We start from the raw sequence: 14,679 nt of genomic DNA, 5'->3' as shown, positions 1-14,679 counted from the left end.
AAAGTCATTGAAGGGTAAATTTTGTCACATTCAAAACAACAAAATCATTAGTAAAAGTATGAAAAAACAACTCACTAATCAAACGATTCTCTTTAAAATCATGAGATTTTCAGTGGTACAATGCCTTTGGCTGGCTATTTTTATTAGCAACGCATTCGCCCACGATGGCAAAAGCCAGAATTATTTAGACAAAACGATTTCATTGTCTTTACAGAATACCGAAATTCAAACAGCATTAAGCCAAATTGAAAAATTGGCAGAAGTAAAATTCATTTACAGTCCAAGCATGATAAATGCAGAGAGAAAAATTAGTTTAAAAGTTCAAAATCAGAAATTAGCTGAAGTTTTATCACGACTTTTTAGTCCGCTTGCTATCAACTACAAAAATTTTGGCAACCAAATAATATTGAGTACAAATGAAAAAGTTGGGAATACCAGTTTACCGATTTTCCCAAGCCCTCCCGTTTCAGAGCCTGTCAATGGCAAAGTAAACGATGCCAAAGGTCAGGCTCTACCAGGGGTAAGTATTGCGGTAAAAGGAACAAAACGTGGCACAACTTCTGATGCCAATGGTGATTTCAAGATTAATGCTGATAAAGGTGAAACTTTAGTTTTTTCATTTATCGGTTTTAAAACTACGGAAGTTACCGTTGGAGAAAGCACACCCATTAATGTGGCATTGGCAGAAGAAAATTCGCAGTTGAGCGAAGTAGTAGTGGTGGGTTCACGTTTTGCCAAAGCACGTACCGACGTTGACCGTCCCGTAGCGGTTGATGTTATTTCAGCAAAAGATATTCAAACTTCTGGACAGGTAGATTTGGGACAATCCATTACTTATACAGCACCTTCATTTAATGCCGTAAAATTTGGGATTAATGACTCTGCTCCCTTCGTTGACCCTGCTACATTGAGAGGTTTAGGTCCAGACCAAGTATTGGTTTTGGTGAATAACAAACGTCGTCATAAAGTATCATTTTTGAGTATTAATGATGGTGTAGGAAAAGGACAAGTAGGAACAGACATCAATGTGGTGCCTTCTTTATCGTTGAAAAGAGTAGAAGTTTTGCGTGACGGAGCAGCAGCTCAATATGGTTCTGATGCCATCGGTGGAGTAATTAACATGGAATTGAACGACGCTTCGTCTGGCGGTTCGGTTACCGTTTATACAGGTATGGGATACTCAAAACCAAACTTAGATATTACAGGTGCAACTGCTCCGAAATTAACTACTGATGGGAAAACGTATAATTTGGCTGCCAACTTTGGGTTAAAATTAGGTAAAAAGGGATTCGTAAATACTACCTTAACTTACAATCATACAGATGGTTATGACCGTTCGGGTACCTATAAAGCCTCTGCTGGGTTTTATGTGAAAGACCCCGTAGCTGATGCAGCTTTGGTGGCTCAAAATGGTATTAATTTAGACCGTGCAGTATTGGGTTCTGCCGAAAATACCACGTATGGACTATTTATCAATGCGGGTTTGCCCCTTAATGATAAATGGAATTTATATTCTTTTGGAGGTTTCACTAAAAAGCACGTTGTAACGGGTATCTTTACTCGCCCACCTTCAAATACCAAAAGAAATGCACTCACGATTTTCCCGAATGGATATAATCCTATTGCTCCTGCTGATATAAATGACTTTTCTATTACGGCTGGTTTGAAAGGAAAACTTGGCTCTGACTGGAATCTTGATTTCAGTGTTGGACAAGGAGCTAACAAAGTTGATTTTTATGCTGAAAATACAGTCAATCCAAGTTTAGGAGCAGCTTCGCCAACCTCTTTTTATGTAGGACAAACAGGCGTTACACAAACATTGGTGAATGCAGATATTTCTAAGAGCTTCAATAAAAACACCTATCCAAATTTAAGTATTGGTGCTGGTACAGAATTTCGTTATGAGACTTTTGCACAAATAGCAGGCGATGAAGCTGCTTGGAAAGCAGGTTCGTTATTCAAAACCAAAGACGTTGGGTCAAGCGGAAGAGAAGGTTTTAGCCCTGCCACAGCAGGAAATTGGAACAGAACAAATGTTGGTTTGTATGTAGAAGCAGAAAGTGACATTACTAAAAATTTCTTGGTTGGTGCGGCTATTCGTGGAGAAAATTATAGCGATTTTGGCTCTGATTTTTCTTATAAATTAAATTCAAGATTAAGAATTGCTGAACCATTTGCCATTCGTGCATCTATCAGTAGAGGTTTTAGAGCTCCATCAATGGTACAAAGTCATTATAGTAATTATGTCAATATTTCATTTGATAACGCAGGAAATTCAATTATTAATCCTGTTATTCCTGCTACTTCTGACTTAGCTAAATTAATCGGTGTGAATGGTTTAAAGAAAGAAACTTCATTGGATTATTCTGCGGGTATCACTTCAAAAATTGGCGACCATTTCACGCTTACCGCTGATATTTACCAAATTGATGTGGATAACCGTATTATGCTTTCGGGACAAATTGATGTATCTAAAATTCCAGCTTTCGTAGCGGCTGGTTTTCCTCAAAACGCTACCGTTTTTGTCAATGCGATTGATACAAGAACGAATGGGTTTGAGTTTGTAGCCAATTACAACAACAAATTAGGAGAAGGAAAAATAAACCTAAACGCAGCGTTTTCATCAATGGTTACCACTTTGAGAGCAAACCGTAAAACTGATACAGGCGTGGAAGTTGCTGATGCTGTGGCTACTTTATTTATCACTGACGGGCTTCCGAAAAATAAATTGATTTTTTCTGCCAATTATGATATTAATAAATTGGGCGTTTTACTTAGAATGTCTCGTTTCGGAAAAGTATCTGACCCAACCGCAACTTTAGCTGTAAAACCAACAGACCCTAATGCTGTCTTGTATCAAGTATTCAGCGAAAAAACAGTAACTGACATTGCTTTGACATACAGAGCTACCAAATCATTAGGAATTACTTTTGGTGTAAATAATATTTTTGACGAATATCCAGATTTATTACAAGTACCACAAACAAACAATGAAGTTATCTTCTCTCGTAGAACCAACCAATTTGGTACACAAGGACGCTTCTTGAATCTTGCTGTTAATTATAAATTTTAGTGTTGTGATTTTTTGTGATTTAGTGAGTTGTGATTTAGTGAATTTACAACTCGCTAAACACAATTCACTCATCACAGCTTACTCATCATGGACTCAAAAAATATTATCATTATCGGAAGTGGTTCTGCCGCTTTGTGTGCAGGAATTGCCAGTTTAGAAAAGGGAGCGTCAGTAATTATGCTTGAAAAAGCCGACGAACATGAATTTGGAGGGAATAGTCGCTATACCGCAGGAGCAATGCGATTTGCCTATAATTCTTTTGATGATTTAAAGCCCTTACTTCTCAATCCCAACGATGAACGTTTAGCTATTTCTGATTTTGGCAGTTATACTAAAGAGAAGTTTTTAGCCGACCTCAAATACTTTAATCAAGAAGTAGAAATTACTGATTTACAACAGTATTTAGTAGATGAAAGTCTGCCTACTTTGCAATGGTTGGGGTCGCATAATATCAAATTTGCTCCGATATATTCTCGTCAAACTTTCATAAAAGACGGCAAATACATCTTTTGGGGTGGTTTGTCGCTCGAAGCAGAAGGCGAAGGAGATGGTTTAGTACAAGCTGAATTAGCCGAATTTTTAAGAATTGGAGGTACAATAAAATATAATTGTGACGTACAAGAATTATTAACCGAAAATGGAAAAATCACAGGCGTAAAATTCTTGGAAAATGGAGAAGAAAAAACGCTAAATAGTAATGCTGTAATAGTAGCCTGTGGGGGTTTTGAAGCCAATAAAGAATTAAGAATAAAACACTTAGGCGAAGTTTGGGCAAAAGCCAGAGTAAGAGGGACACGCCACAATATGGGCAAAGGTTTGGAAATGGCAACTGCCGTTGGAGCAGCACTAAATGGTAATTTTGAAGGATGCCATGCCACACCAATGGACTTTAATATGCCCGAATACGGAAATCTCGACATTCCATTTATTGAAAGAAAACATTATCGTAAAATCTCCTATTTATTTGGTGTGATGCTCAATGCAAAGGGCGAGCGTTTTGTGGACGAAGGCTTGGATTTTAGAAATTATACTTATGCCCAATTTGGGGCAGCAGTATTGAATCAGCCTGATAATTTAGCATGGCAAATTTTTGATTCCAAAGTAGATAAATTGCTTTATAGCGAATACAAAACCCACGATGCCAGCTTTGTAGAAGCTGATACTTTGGAGGAATTAGTCACCAAACTTCATGGCGTAAATCCGCAACAGGCATTAGCAACCTTGCAAGATTATAATGCTTCGATAGACACAGAAACGCCTTTTGACCCAACGATAAAAGATGGAAAAGCTACCAAAGGATTGCCCCTCAATAAAACCAATTGGGCAAATATTTTGGATACGCCACCTTTCAAAGCCTATCCCGTTACGGGTGGAATCACCTTCACGTATGGTGGTGTAAAAGTGAATACTTCGGCAGAGGTTTTGGACGAAAAAGGAAATGCCATTGCAGGGCTTTTTGCTTGTGGTGAAATGGTTGGAGGTGTATTTTTCTATGGTTATCCCGGTGGTTCTGGACTAACTTCTGGGGCAGTTTTTGGACGAAGTGCAGGGTATTCGGCGGCTGAGTATTTAGGATAAATGTAGGTTTTCAATGTTGATACAAACTTGTTTTAGAATAGCGATAATTTTGTAAATATCCTCATCAGATGAGTTAAAAGCATTACTTACAACGTATTCGGGACCATCAAGTATCACAAAAAACCAATTACGACCAAGTACATAACAACCATAAAGCGGAAATTTGTTTTCGTTGCGTGTTTGAGCCACTAAAAGTTCTGCCAATAATTGCCCTTTGGGGTCATTAGAGCCTCTTTTAGTTTCTTGCTTGTATTCGTGGATAAAAAAATAGGGTTCAATAGGTTTTTGTCTTCCTTTGGCAAGCATAAAATCAACTCTACCTCCAATTTCAATCCCATTAATAGTAGCAGAAAGTGGACGTTGCGAAAATGATTTGAAGGCATCAGAAGTAAAATTAGCCATTTCAATAATGCTGGCAATGGATTGAAGTTTTAATTCATCTTCATTCCAAAATTCAACATTTCTTAAAATTCTAATTCTAATGCGTTCTATTAGTTCAATTTCAAATTCAGAAAAAGTAGCAGTAGCAGAAAGCCAATCAGTAATCAGTTTATTATCCCAAACCTGATTTAAACCAAAAGTTATTTCTAAGTCTTGGGTTTCCCAATTTTCAAAGTTTCTCATATCTGTTTTTTTGTTACAAAATTACGAATTTTATCCATTCCAGATACCATAATGATAAGATGAATAACAACTTCAAAAATTACATACTTCTTTTCCTTTTATCGGTAAATCTGTTGGCTTGTAAAACAACTCAACAATTCGCTGATAATCAAAGAGCGATTAATCTTCAAAAAAGACAAATCCCTTGTACATATATGCGTGGCGGTACGTCTAAAGGTCCATTTTTTGATAAAAGAGAATTGCCTTCTAATAAAAAAGAACGTGATGCCATTATTCTAAAAGTGATGGGGTCGCCAGACCATAACCAAATTGATGGTTTGGGGGCTGCCGTTACGGTTACGAGTAAAGTTGTCATGGCTGAACCTTCCAAAAGACCCAATATCGACGTGGATTATCTTTTTGCCCAAGTAGATATTGACAATCCGATTGTGGACACCCTCCCACCCTGCGGAAATATGATGGCGGGCGTTGGTCCTTTTGCTATCGAAAAAGGTTGGGTAAAAGCAACTATCCCAGAAACGAGAGTTCGCATTTTTAATATTAATACCAATTCTGTTATTGAAGAAATTGTACAAACTCCCAATGGCGTTGTTGAGTACAATGGCAATGCTCAAATTGACGGTGTTCCTGGAACTGCCGCTCCAATCATCATGAATTTATCTGACCAAGTGGGCGGAAAAACAGGCAAACAATTACCAACGAGCAATTTAAAGGAAATTATCAATGGCATTGAGGTTTCGATACTTGATGCGGGCAGTTTGATGGTCTTGATGAAAGCCAAAGACTTTGGTTTGATGGGCAATGAAAACAAAGAATTCTTTGAAAATAATAAGGAATTAATGGCAAAATTAGAAGCTATCCGTTTGGAAGCAGGTTTGCGGGCAGGCATGGGAGATGTCAAAGATAGTGTACTGCCCAAAATTGGTATTTTATCCAGCCCAACCGATGCAAAACATCATATTCGTTCGCTGTATTTTACACCCAAAACACTCCATCCGAGCCATGCGGTAACGGGGGCAATTTGTGTTGGAACTGCCTTGAAATTAAAAGGAACGGTGGCTTCGGAAGTTGGAAAAGAGAATGGACAAAACCGAGAATTTGTCATCATAGAACATCCTGCGGGCGTTATTGAGGTAAATATTGAAATGAAAAATACAAACAAAGGACTCGTTTTAGACAAAGCAGGTACGTTGAGAACAGTCAGAAAAATAATGGAAGGATATGTATTCTACTAAGAAAACGAGCGAGAATAAAACATTCTCATGGAGTCAGGGCATGACGTTTATGCTTATCAGCACTTTTTGTTTTTCTATGATGCAAGCATTTATCAAAATGATGCCTCAATTCAATAGTTTTCAGCATATCTTTTTTAGGTCAATTATTGGTTGGATTTTAAGTGTCTCTTATCTCAAATTTTACCATATTCCCTTAATTGGCAAAAACAGTAAATTATTAGTTTTAAGAGCTTTAGTAGGTTCGGTTTCGATGTTTTCATTTTTTTATATTCTCACCAGAATACCCTTTGCGTCGTCGGTGGCTTTAAAATATTTATCGCCCATTTTTACCACCATTGCGGCTATTATATTCTTAAAAGAGAAAGTCAAACCCATTCAATGGTTATTCTTTTTAATGTCGTTTATTGGTATTTTAATCATGAAAGGTTTTGATACTCGTATCAGTTTTTTTGATTTGAGTATCGGTATTCTTTCGGCAGTTTTTGGCGGTTTACTTTTTATCGTTATCAAAAAAATTGGCGACGACGACCACCAGTTGGTTATCCTTCATTACTTCATGTTTATTTCAGCAACGGTTAGCGGCATAATATGTCTTTTTCAGAAAGGAGATAAAGTTTGGCAATTGCCCACACCAACCGAAAGTTTAGGATTATTATCTATTGGTTTAGTTGGCTTTTTTGCCCAAAATTATTTCACAAAAGCCGTTCAGAGTTCAGAAAAAGCAAGTATTCTCTCCAATCTTAGATATTTAGAAGCCGCTTACGCCTTCATTATCGGTTATTTCGTATTCAATGAAACCTACAATTTGCAGAGTTTCATGGGACTATTTTTAATCTTCACGGGTTTGTTATTATCACTAAAATTTAGAACAAAAAATGTTCCTATCGACTAAGGAATATTCACTAAAATATCTTTCTTATCATGAAAAAACGGTATCAATTATTATTAGTATTTGTCATTTTTGCCATCATCACGTACTTAGATAGGAATTCCATTTCTGTCATCGGAACAAAAATTACGGATGAATTGCAATTGAGCGACAAGCAATGGGGTTTGGTTTTGGGAGCATTCTCCTTAGCTTATGGGGCATTTGAAATTCCTACGGGGATGTTAGTGGACAGATACGGACCTCGCATTACGCTTTTCAGAATTGTTATTTGGTGGTCAATTTTCACGATTCTTACAGGTTTTGTACAAGGATTTTATATGCTCTTAATTGTTCGTTTTCTCTTCGGAGCAGGCGAAGCAGGGGCATTCCCGACGGCATCAGTTGCCATTGCACGGTGGTTTCCTGCCATTCAAAGAGGTAGTATTCAGTCGGTTGTATGGATGGGTAGCCGTCTGGGTGGAGCATTAGCTCCATTCTTATCAGTTATGTTGGCAAATGCGTATGGCTGGCGAATGGTTTTCTATATTTTTGGGTCATTAGGGGCAATCTGGGCTATTTATTGGTGGTTTTGGTTTAAAGACGAACCAAGAGATATGAAAGGAATTACTGCCGAAGAAGTAAAAGAAATTGAAGAAGGAAGAAGCGTAAAAACCATTTCTCATAGCTTATTACCTTGGAAAACCTTTTTGAAAAGTGCCAACCTTTGGGCATTGATGGGTATGTACCATTGTTTATTGTACGGTGCTTATTTCTATATGTCATGGATGCCTAAATATTTAGAAAAAGGACGTGGTATCGACAAATCGGATTTAAGTTGGATGGTTTCGCTTCCGTTCGTTTTGGGAATGGCAGGTTGTTTGGCAGGAGGTTTTGCTTCTGATTATTTATCGAAAAAGAGAGGTTTAAAATTTGGCAGACGCTACGTCGGAATGTTCGGCTTGGTAATGGCAGGAATTTGTATGATTACGGGTTCATTAATTGCAGATACCAGTTGGGCAATTATTTTCCTTGCTCTTGGACTTGCCTTCAAAGACTTTACCTTGCCAGTAGCATGGGCAGTAGCCACCGATATTGGCGGAAAAAACGCAGGAACAGTAGCAGGAACAATGGGCTTGGCAGGGCAATTAGGCTCGGCAATTATGGCATCGGCTTTTGGCTTTATTCTTACCAGCACAGGTAGCTACGAAATTCCTGTCAGAATTATTGGTTGTTTAGTAATTGTAGGCGGTTTATTATGGTTCAAAATTGACGCTTCAAAACCTTTGGAAACCGAAACGGAGTATAGTGTTTAATATTCAACTTCCCGAAACAATATCCATTGCGGGTAAAAAACTTTCGGGAAGTGAAGTTGGGGTTTTATACTTCTCGAAAGTTCCTTCTACTTTCGAGAAGTTCTTTCAGAGAATTAGACTTCCCCAAAATCTTGTAGAACTTCCCGAAAGTAGAAAAAACTTTCGGGAAGTAAAAAAACTTATTAAACACTGTACTGAGTAGCCTATCTTTTTATTTTGTTAGAATTTTTAAAAACTTCTTTTGAGCTTCAAAAGAAGTTTTTTTATTTTTTTTCAAAACGGCATAGGGGAAAAATCTTTTTCGATTCACTTAGTCTATGAAAGCCAATAAAATGAGACTAAATCAAGAAATAATTGCAAAATATCTTAACAACGAATGTTCTGAAGGAGAACAAATGTTGGTAGAAGCATGGTATAAGTCATTTGAGAATAATCCTGATGGCATCAGTGATTTATCGGAAGACGAATATTCTGAATTGTATTATCGAGTACGCAAAAATATTGACCATAAAATCAATCCAATCAAACTCTATACGCCGCCACGTTGGGTTTGGTATGCTGCAAGTATGGCGGCTATCGTACTGATTGTCTTTGGATTATCTTTTTATTGGAATCCTGATTCGGTTGAAAACTTAGCAAAAATAAAGTCAGATATTCCGCTTTCAGATTGGGCTAAATATGAAAACTCATCTGCTAAGATTTTGAAAGTTTCGCTTCCAGATGGTAGTAGCGTTTGGCTTCATCCCAAAACACAATTATCTTATAATCAATCAGATAGAGTATATCGTCAGGTGAATTTGAAAGGAGAAGCTTTTTTTGATGTAAAACGAGATGAAGGTCGCCCATTCTTGATTTATTCTGGAAAAATGACCACCAAAGTTTTAGGAACAAGTTTCAATGTGAAAGCATATCCAGAAACAGAAAAATTTGAAGTTTCGGTGGTTACAGGAAAAGTTTCGGTAACGAATGAATCTGAAAAGGAGGTTTTTGTAACGCCTAAACAACAAGTTGTTTTAGAAAACAAATCTGACGTATTGACAATCAACGAATTACCAAAAGATAAAACTTTTTACTGGGAACTCGCCTCTTTAAATTTCGATAATACTTCCATGCAGAGTGTGGTGGATAATATTGAGCAAAATTTCAATGTAAATATCCACCTCAACCCTGCATTAAGAAACTGCCGTTTGTCGGGTAATTTCGACCAAGAACATCTTTCAACCATTCTCGAAATAATTTGTCGGTCTATTGATGCAGAATATGAAATCAAAGGCAATGAAATTTATCTAAAAGGAAATGGCTGTGAGCAGTAACAGTTATTAGTGAATAGTTATTAGTGAATAGTTATTAGTGAACAGTTAGCAGTGAATAGTTTAATTGTCATTGATTTGTAAATCACACATTTTTTAACATTAAATACCCAACCACTATTTTTTAACATTAAATATCCAACCACTATTTTTTAACATTAAATACCCAACCACTATTTTTTAACATTAAATATCCAACCACTATTTTTTAACATTAAATATCCAACCACTATTTTTTAACATTAAATATCCAACCACTATTTTTTTCTAATTATCACCAATAACTAATAACTAATAACTAATAACTAATAACTATTCACTAATAACTGTTCACTGCTAACTGTAATTAATCTTTTCTAAAAATTCATATAAGAAGGTTCTCTCCGTAACAAGAGAGAACCGAAAAAATTAAAATCCAAAAACAATCTTATGAAACCATCTTTATTCTCAAAGCAAGCTCTGCTTACTCTTATGAAAATCGCTATTTATCCCTGTATTCTCATTACGCTTTGTACCGTAATGGCGTTTGCTCGTCCAACCAAAGCACAACAAATTTTAAATCGTGAAGTATCCATTAAAGTTTCAAATGTGAGTTTAAAAACAGTTTTACAAGAAATCGAAAAGCAAACAAATGTTCGTTTTGTGTATAGCAACAATACGGTAGAAGCTAACAAAAATGTAAGTTTACAAGCTAATAACGAGCCTTTAACATCTGTTTTGCCCAAATTATTATATCCAAATAAACTTCGTTATGAAGTAGTTGAAGAGCAAATTGTTTTGAAGAAAAATAAAGAACAATCGGCTTTAATTATAGATGAAAAAGAAAATTTACCAGTCATTATTGAAGATAGAGTTTCGGGAAAAGTAACCACCGAAAAAGGAGAAGTTTTACCGGGTGTGAGTGTTTTAGTAAAAGGGTCGCCAAGAGGAACTGTCACTAACAACGATGGCGAATTTAATATTGCCGCCAAAGAAGGTGACGTTTTAGTATTAACGTTCGTGGGTTTTGAGAAACAAGAAGTAAAAATTACGGCTTCTAATCAAAACATGACGGTTGTTATGAAAGAAGATATTTCACAATTAGGGGAAGTTGTCGTAATTGGTTCACGCTCAACAGTAGCACGTACTAACGTAGAACGCCCTGTACCTGTGGACGTTATCAGTGCCAAAGAATTACAAACAACTGGACAAACTGAATTGGGACAACAGGTTCAATTTATGTCGCCTTCGTTTAATTCGGCTAAAAATGGTATCAATGGCGTAGCTAACTATGCAGACCCTGCTTCATTGAAAGGACTTTCGCCCGACCAAATGTTGGTTTTAGTGGACGGAAAACGTCGTCATCAATTTGCCGCTTTGAATAGTAACGTAACCGTTGGAAAAGGAACAGTTGTAACGGATTTAAACTCAGTTCCATCATTGGCATTAGAAAGAATGGAAATCTTGCGTGATGGAGCTGCTGCTCAATACGGTTCAGATGCCATTGCAGGTATTGCTAACTTAGTTTTGAAGAAATCTGTTAATAACGGAACGGCACAAATTCAATACGGCGTAACCTCAAAAGGCGATGGCGGAGGCTATACAGTTGGCTTAAATTATGGTTTTGATTTAGGTAAAAAAGCATCATTAAACATCACAGGGAGTTATCAAGATGTAAAAGGAACTGACCGTTCGGACGCATACAATCCACAACCCGTAGCGGGCGGAACTTACACTGGAATTTATACCAACGTAGCCGCAACTGACCAAGCCTTATTGAAGTCAAGAGGATATTGGGGAGACGGTACTTATGGTTCTTTTCACCCAACATCTTATGGAAGTAACGCCATGAAATCGACACAAGTTTTTTACAATCTTGATGTTCCTTTAAACAAAGAATGGACATTGTATTCATTCGGTGGATTTTCGCAAAAAGATGTATTTGCACAGGCTTTTTTAAGAACTGCATTGGCAACCAGTGCAACGTCAAACCCAGATTTATATCCTGATGGTTATGTACCTCAATTACCGGGAACATCGGTTGATTTATCGGGTTTTGCAGGAATAAAACGTAAAACTTCAACAGGTTGGAATTGGGATATTAGTACAGGTTATGGTAAAAACTATCTTGACCAAAACGCCAATAACACCTCAAATGCGTCAATGGGAGCAAGTTCTCCAAAGGATTTTTATATCGGTAGAATCGGTTTTGGACAAAGTTTGACGGAAGTAAACCTTTCTAAAACTACGCTTGGTTTGTGGGGAACAAAATCGGTAAACGTAGCTTTGGGAGCTCAATATAGAGTGGATAATTTCACTTTAACTCCTGGAGACGATGCCGCTTCTTTCGTTGGACCTTTATCTGCTACCAAAAACAAAACACCAGGTTCGCAAGGACGTGTGGGTATCGACAAAGCTGATTTAACCAATAAAAGTCGTTCAAATATTGGTATGTATTTAGACTTAGAAAGTGACATTACCAACCGTTTGTTAGTAGCAGGAGCATTACGTTATGAAAATTATAGTGATTTCGGTAGTAATATTTCTGGGAAATTGGCAACTCGTTTAAAAATTACCGACGACCTTTCAATCAGAGGTTCTATCAATAAAGGTTTTAGAGCTCCATTGCTTCAACAAATTGCCAATGCTGCTACAACTTCTACGGTACAAAATGGCGTAATTCGTAGCACCAAACAATTACCATCTGACGACGCACGTTTGGCAAAAATCGGGATTGAAGACCCAAAACCAGAAACCTCATGGAACTACAACCTCGGGATTACGGCAAAAGCAGGAGCAAATTTCTTATTTACCGTTGATGCTTACCAAATTGATATTACCGACAGAATTATCGTAACTGAAAACTTGAACGTTAATAATATCACCGCTCTGAAAAACAACTTTGCAGGTTTTCAAGAAATTACCTTTTTCACCAATGCCATTAATACAGGAACAAAAGGAATTGACATTGTGGCGTCTTACAAAAAATCAGTTGGAACAAATAGCAGATTTACTGCAAGTTTAGCTTTAACGGTTAATAAAACTGAAATTACAGGCGTAAAAGCAACGCCATCAGCTTTACAATTAGACACCAAAAACCCAATTTTATTGATTGATACCGTAAGTAGAGCATTGATTGAAACAAGTCAACCACACTCAAAAGTTTTACTTTCATTGGGTTATCAAGTTGGCAAATTAAGCTTAAATTTACGTAGTTCGTATTTTGGAGAAGTAACTGCTTGGGAAAAATTGAGCAAACCTGTAACAGGAACAAGCAATTTGCACCAAAGCCAAACATTTGGTGGTAAAAATTTATTCGATGCGTCGGTGGTTTATAGCTTAAATAAATTCTTGACAATCACGCTTGGAGGCAATAACATTACCGATGTATATCCTGATAAAGTTTATAGTAATTATGTTTCGTATGCCAACGGTCAAGTGCCTTATACTCGTAACGCCAACCAATTTGGATTCAACGGTTCATATTATTACGGAAACTTAACGTTTAAGTTTTAAGATTTATAGCACGTAGATAACGTAGATTTTCGCAGATTTTTAAAACAATTATAACAAAAGAAGTTTTTAAAGCCTGTACACATCTGCATTTTGAAATTTATGTAATCTGCGTGCTAAATAACATCAAGCACATTAATAAGTACAACTAAATATATAATCAATTTCTCTTGACCAATTTGTTACTACTTTTAGCCTGTTTATTGTTGGGGATTATTCTTCAGCGGTTAAAAGGATTTCCGAAAGACGCTCATTTGGTCTTGAATTCTTTCATTATATACGTCTGTTTGCCCGCCCTGACTTTGCTTTACACTACTGAAATTCATTTTCAACGTAATAAAGCACTGCCCATTTTAATGCCTTACATTTTGTACATTGGGTCATTTATTTTCTTCAAAATATTAGCTCCAATTCTACAACTCGACCGTAGCACTACGGGAGCATTAACCCTCACGGCGGGCATCAGTAGTATATCATTTGTGGGTTTTCCTATTTTTGAATTACTCTTTGGTAAAGAAGGTTTGCAGGTAGGCGTACTCATGAGTCAAGCAGGGTCATTTGTGGTTTGCGGGACGTTAGGCATATTTACGGCTTCGTATTATTCCGCAAAAGAAGTATCTGCTAAGAAAATCATTAGCGACATTGTTCAGTTTCCACCATTTTTATCATTTTGTGTGGCTTTAGCATTGAATTTATCAAATTGTCATTTCCCCGCTTGGAGCATTGAAATTTTGCAAAAAATTGGTAGTCCTTTTGGCATTTTAGCCTTAATTTCGATAGGATTACAAATAAGTTTCAAAAGAGAAGATTTACAAGTGAAACCTCTTTTATTTGGACTTTTTTATAAATTATTGATTGCCCCAATGTTGATTTTCATTTTATATATCCTCATAATCGGCGAACATTCATTTATTGGAAAAATATCAGTAGTTGGTGCAGCCTTAGGCTCAATGAATACAGCCACAATTATCGCTATCAATTACGGTTTAAACCCTAAACTGGCTACTCAAATGGTCAGTATAAGCATTCCTTTGTCACTATTAAACGTTGGCATTTGGTATTTAATAGTAAGCTAAATGGCACACGAATTTTACAGATTAGACACGGATTAACATAAAAATTTAATTATTAAATACAGTGTTTAATAAGTTTCTTCAACTTCTCGAAACAATATCCATTGTGGGTA

The 14,679-nt window shown here is 36.7% G+C and carries 10 protein-coding genes; 9 read left to right on the top strand and 1 reads right to left on the bottom strand.

Going from position 1 to position 14,679, the window contains the following annotated elements; translation table 11 throughout:
* Positions 1-58: 58 nt before the first annotated feature.
* Complete coding sequence (locus LV89_RS03675; protein WP_109741519.1) at positions 59-3,073, top strand: TonB-dependent receptor domain-containing protein; 3,015 nt, start codon at positions 59-61, stop codon at positions 3,071-3,073.
* Between the two features lie 87 nt (positions 3,074-3,160).
* Positions 3,161-4,651, top strand: a complete 1,491-nt coding sequence (gene tcuA / locus LV89_RS03670; RefSeq protein WP_109741518.1) for an FAD-dependent tricarballylate dehydrogenase TcuA — start codon at positions 3,161-3,163, stop codon at positions 4,649-4,651.
* Here tcuA and LV89_RS03665 read toward each other — a convergent pair.
* Positions 4,643-5,275 (bottom strand): hypothetical protein, encoded by a 633-nt coding sequence (locus tag LV89_RS03665; protein ID WP_109741517.1) that lies wholly within the window; start codon positions 5,273-5,275, stop codon positions 4,643-4,645. The genes tcuA and LV89_RS03665 overlap by 9 nt on opposite strands.
* Positions 5,276-5,334: 59 nt before the next feature.
* Here LV89_RS03665 and LV89_RS03660 point away from each other — a divergent pair, with 59 nt between their 5' ends.
* The 7 genes from LV89_RS03660 (at position 5,335) to LV89_RS03630 (ending at position 14,569) form a co-directional block, all read left to right on the top strand.
* On the top strand, positions 5,335-6,510 hold the full coding sequence (locus LV89_RS03660; RefSeq protein ID WP_109741516.1) for a 2-methylaconitate cis-trans isomerase PrpF family protein: 1,176 nt from the start codon (positions 5,335-5,337) through the stop codon (positions 6,508-6,510).
* Positions 6,497-7,402 carry a DMT family transporter gene (locus tag LV89_RS03655; protein WP_109741515.1) on the top strand — a complete coding sequence of 302 codons (906 nt, stop codon included), beginning with the start codon at positions 6,497-6,499 and terminating at the stop codon, positions 7,400-7,402. Before LV89_RS03660 ends, LV89_RS03655 begins: the two co-directional genes overlap by 14 nt.
* Before the next feature lie 29 nt (positions 7,403-7,431).
* On the top strand, positions 7,432-8,691 hold the full coding sequence (locus tag LV89_RS03650; RefSeq protein ID WP_109741514.1) for an MFS transporter: 1,260 nt from the start codon (positions 7,432-7,434) through the stop codon (positions 8,689-8,691).
* Positions 8,684-8,893: a hypothetical protein gene (locus tag LV89_RS03645; protein WP_109741513.1), complete on the top strand. Its 210-nt coding sequence runs from the start codon at positions 8,684-8,686 to the stop codon at positions 8,891-8,893. Before LV89_RS03650 ends, LV89_RS03645 begins: the two co-directional genes overlap by 8 nt.
* Before the next feature lie 130 nt (positions 8,894-9,023).
* Positions 9,024-10,004 carry a FecR family protein gene (locus LV89_RS03640; protein ID WP_211321140.1) on the top strand — a complete coding sequence of 327 codons (981 nt, stop codon included), beginning with the start codon at positions 9,024-9,026 and terminating at the stop codon, positions 10,002-10,004.
* 426 nt (positions 10,005-10,430) lie between these two features.
* Positions 10,431-13,496: a TonB-dependent receptor gene (locus LV89_RS03635; RefSeq protein WP_109741511.1), complete on the top strand. Its 3,066-nt coding sequence runs from the start codon at positions 10,431-10,433 to the stop codon at positions 13,494-13,496.
* A gap of 167 nt (positions 13,497-13,663) precedes the next feature.
* On the top strand, positions 13,664-14,569 hold the full coding sequence (locus LV89_RS03630) for an AEC family transporter (RefSeq protein WP_109741510.1): 906 nt from the start codon (positions 13,664-13,666) through the stop codon (positions 14,567-14,569).
* Positions 14,570-14,679: the final 110 nt, after the last annotated feature.

The organism is Arcicella aurantiaca (assembly GCF_003148625.1).
Lineage (GTDB): Bacteria > Bacteroidota > Bacteroidia > Cytophagales > Spirosomataceae > Arcicella > Arcicella aurantiaca.
This window is presented reverse-complemented; position numbering and strand designations above follow the sequence as displayed.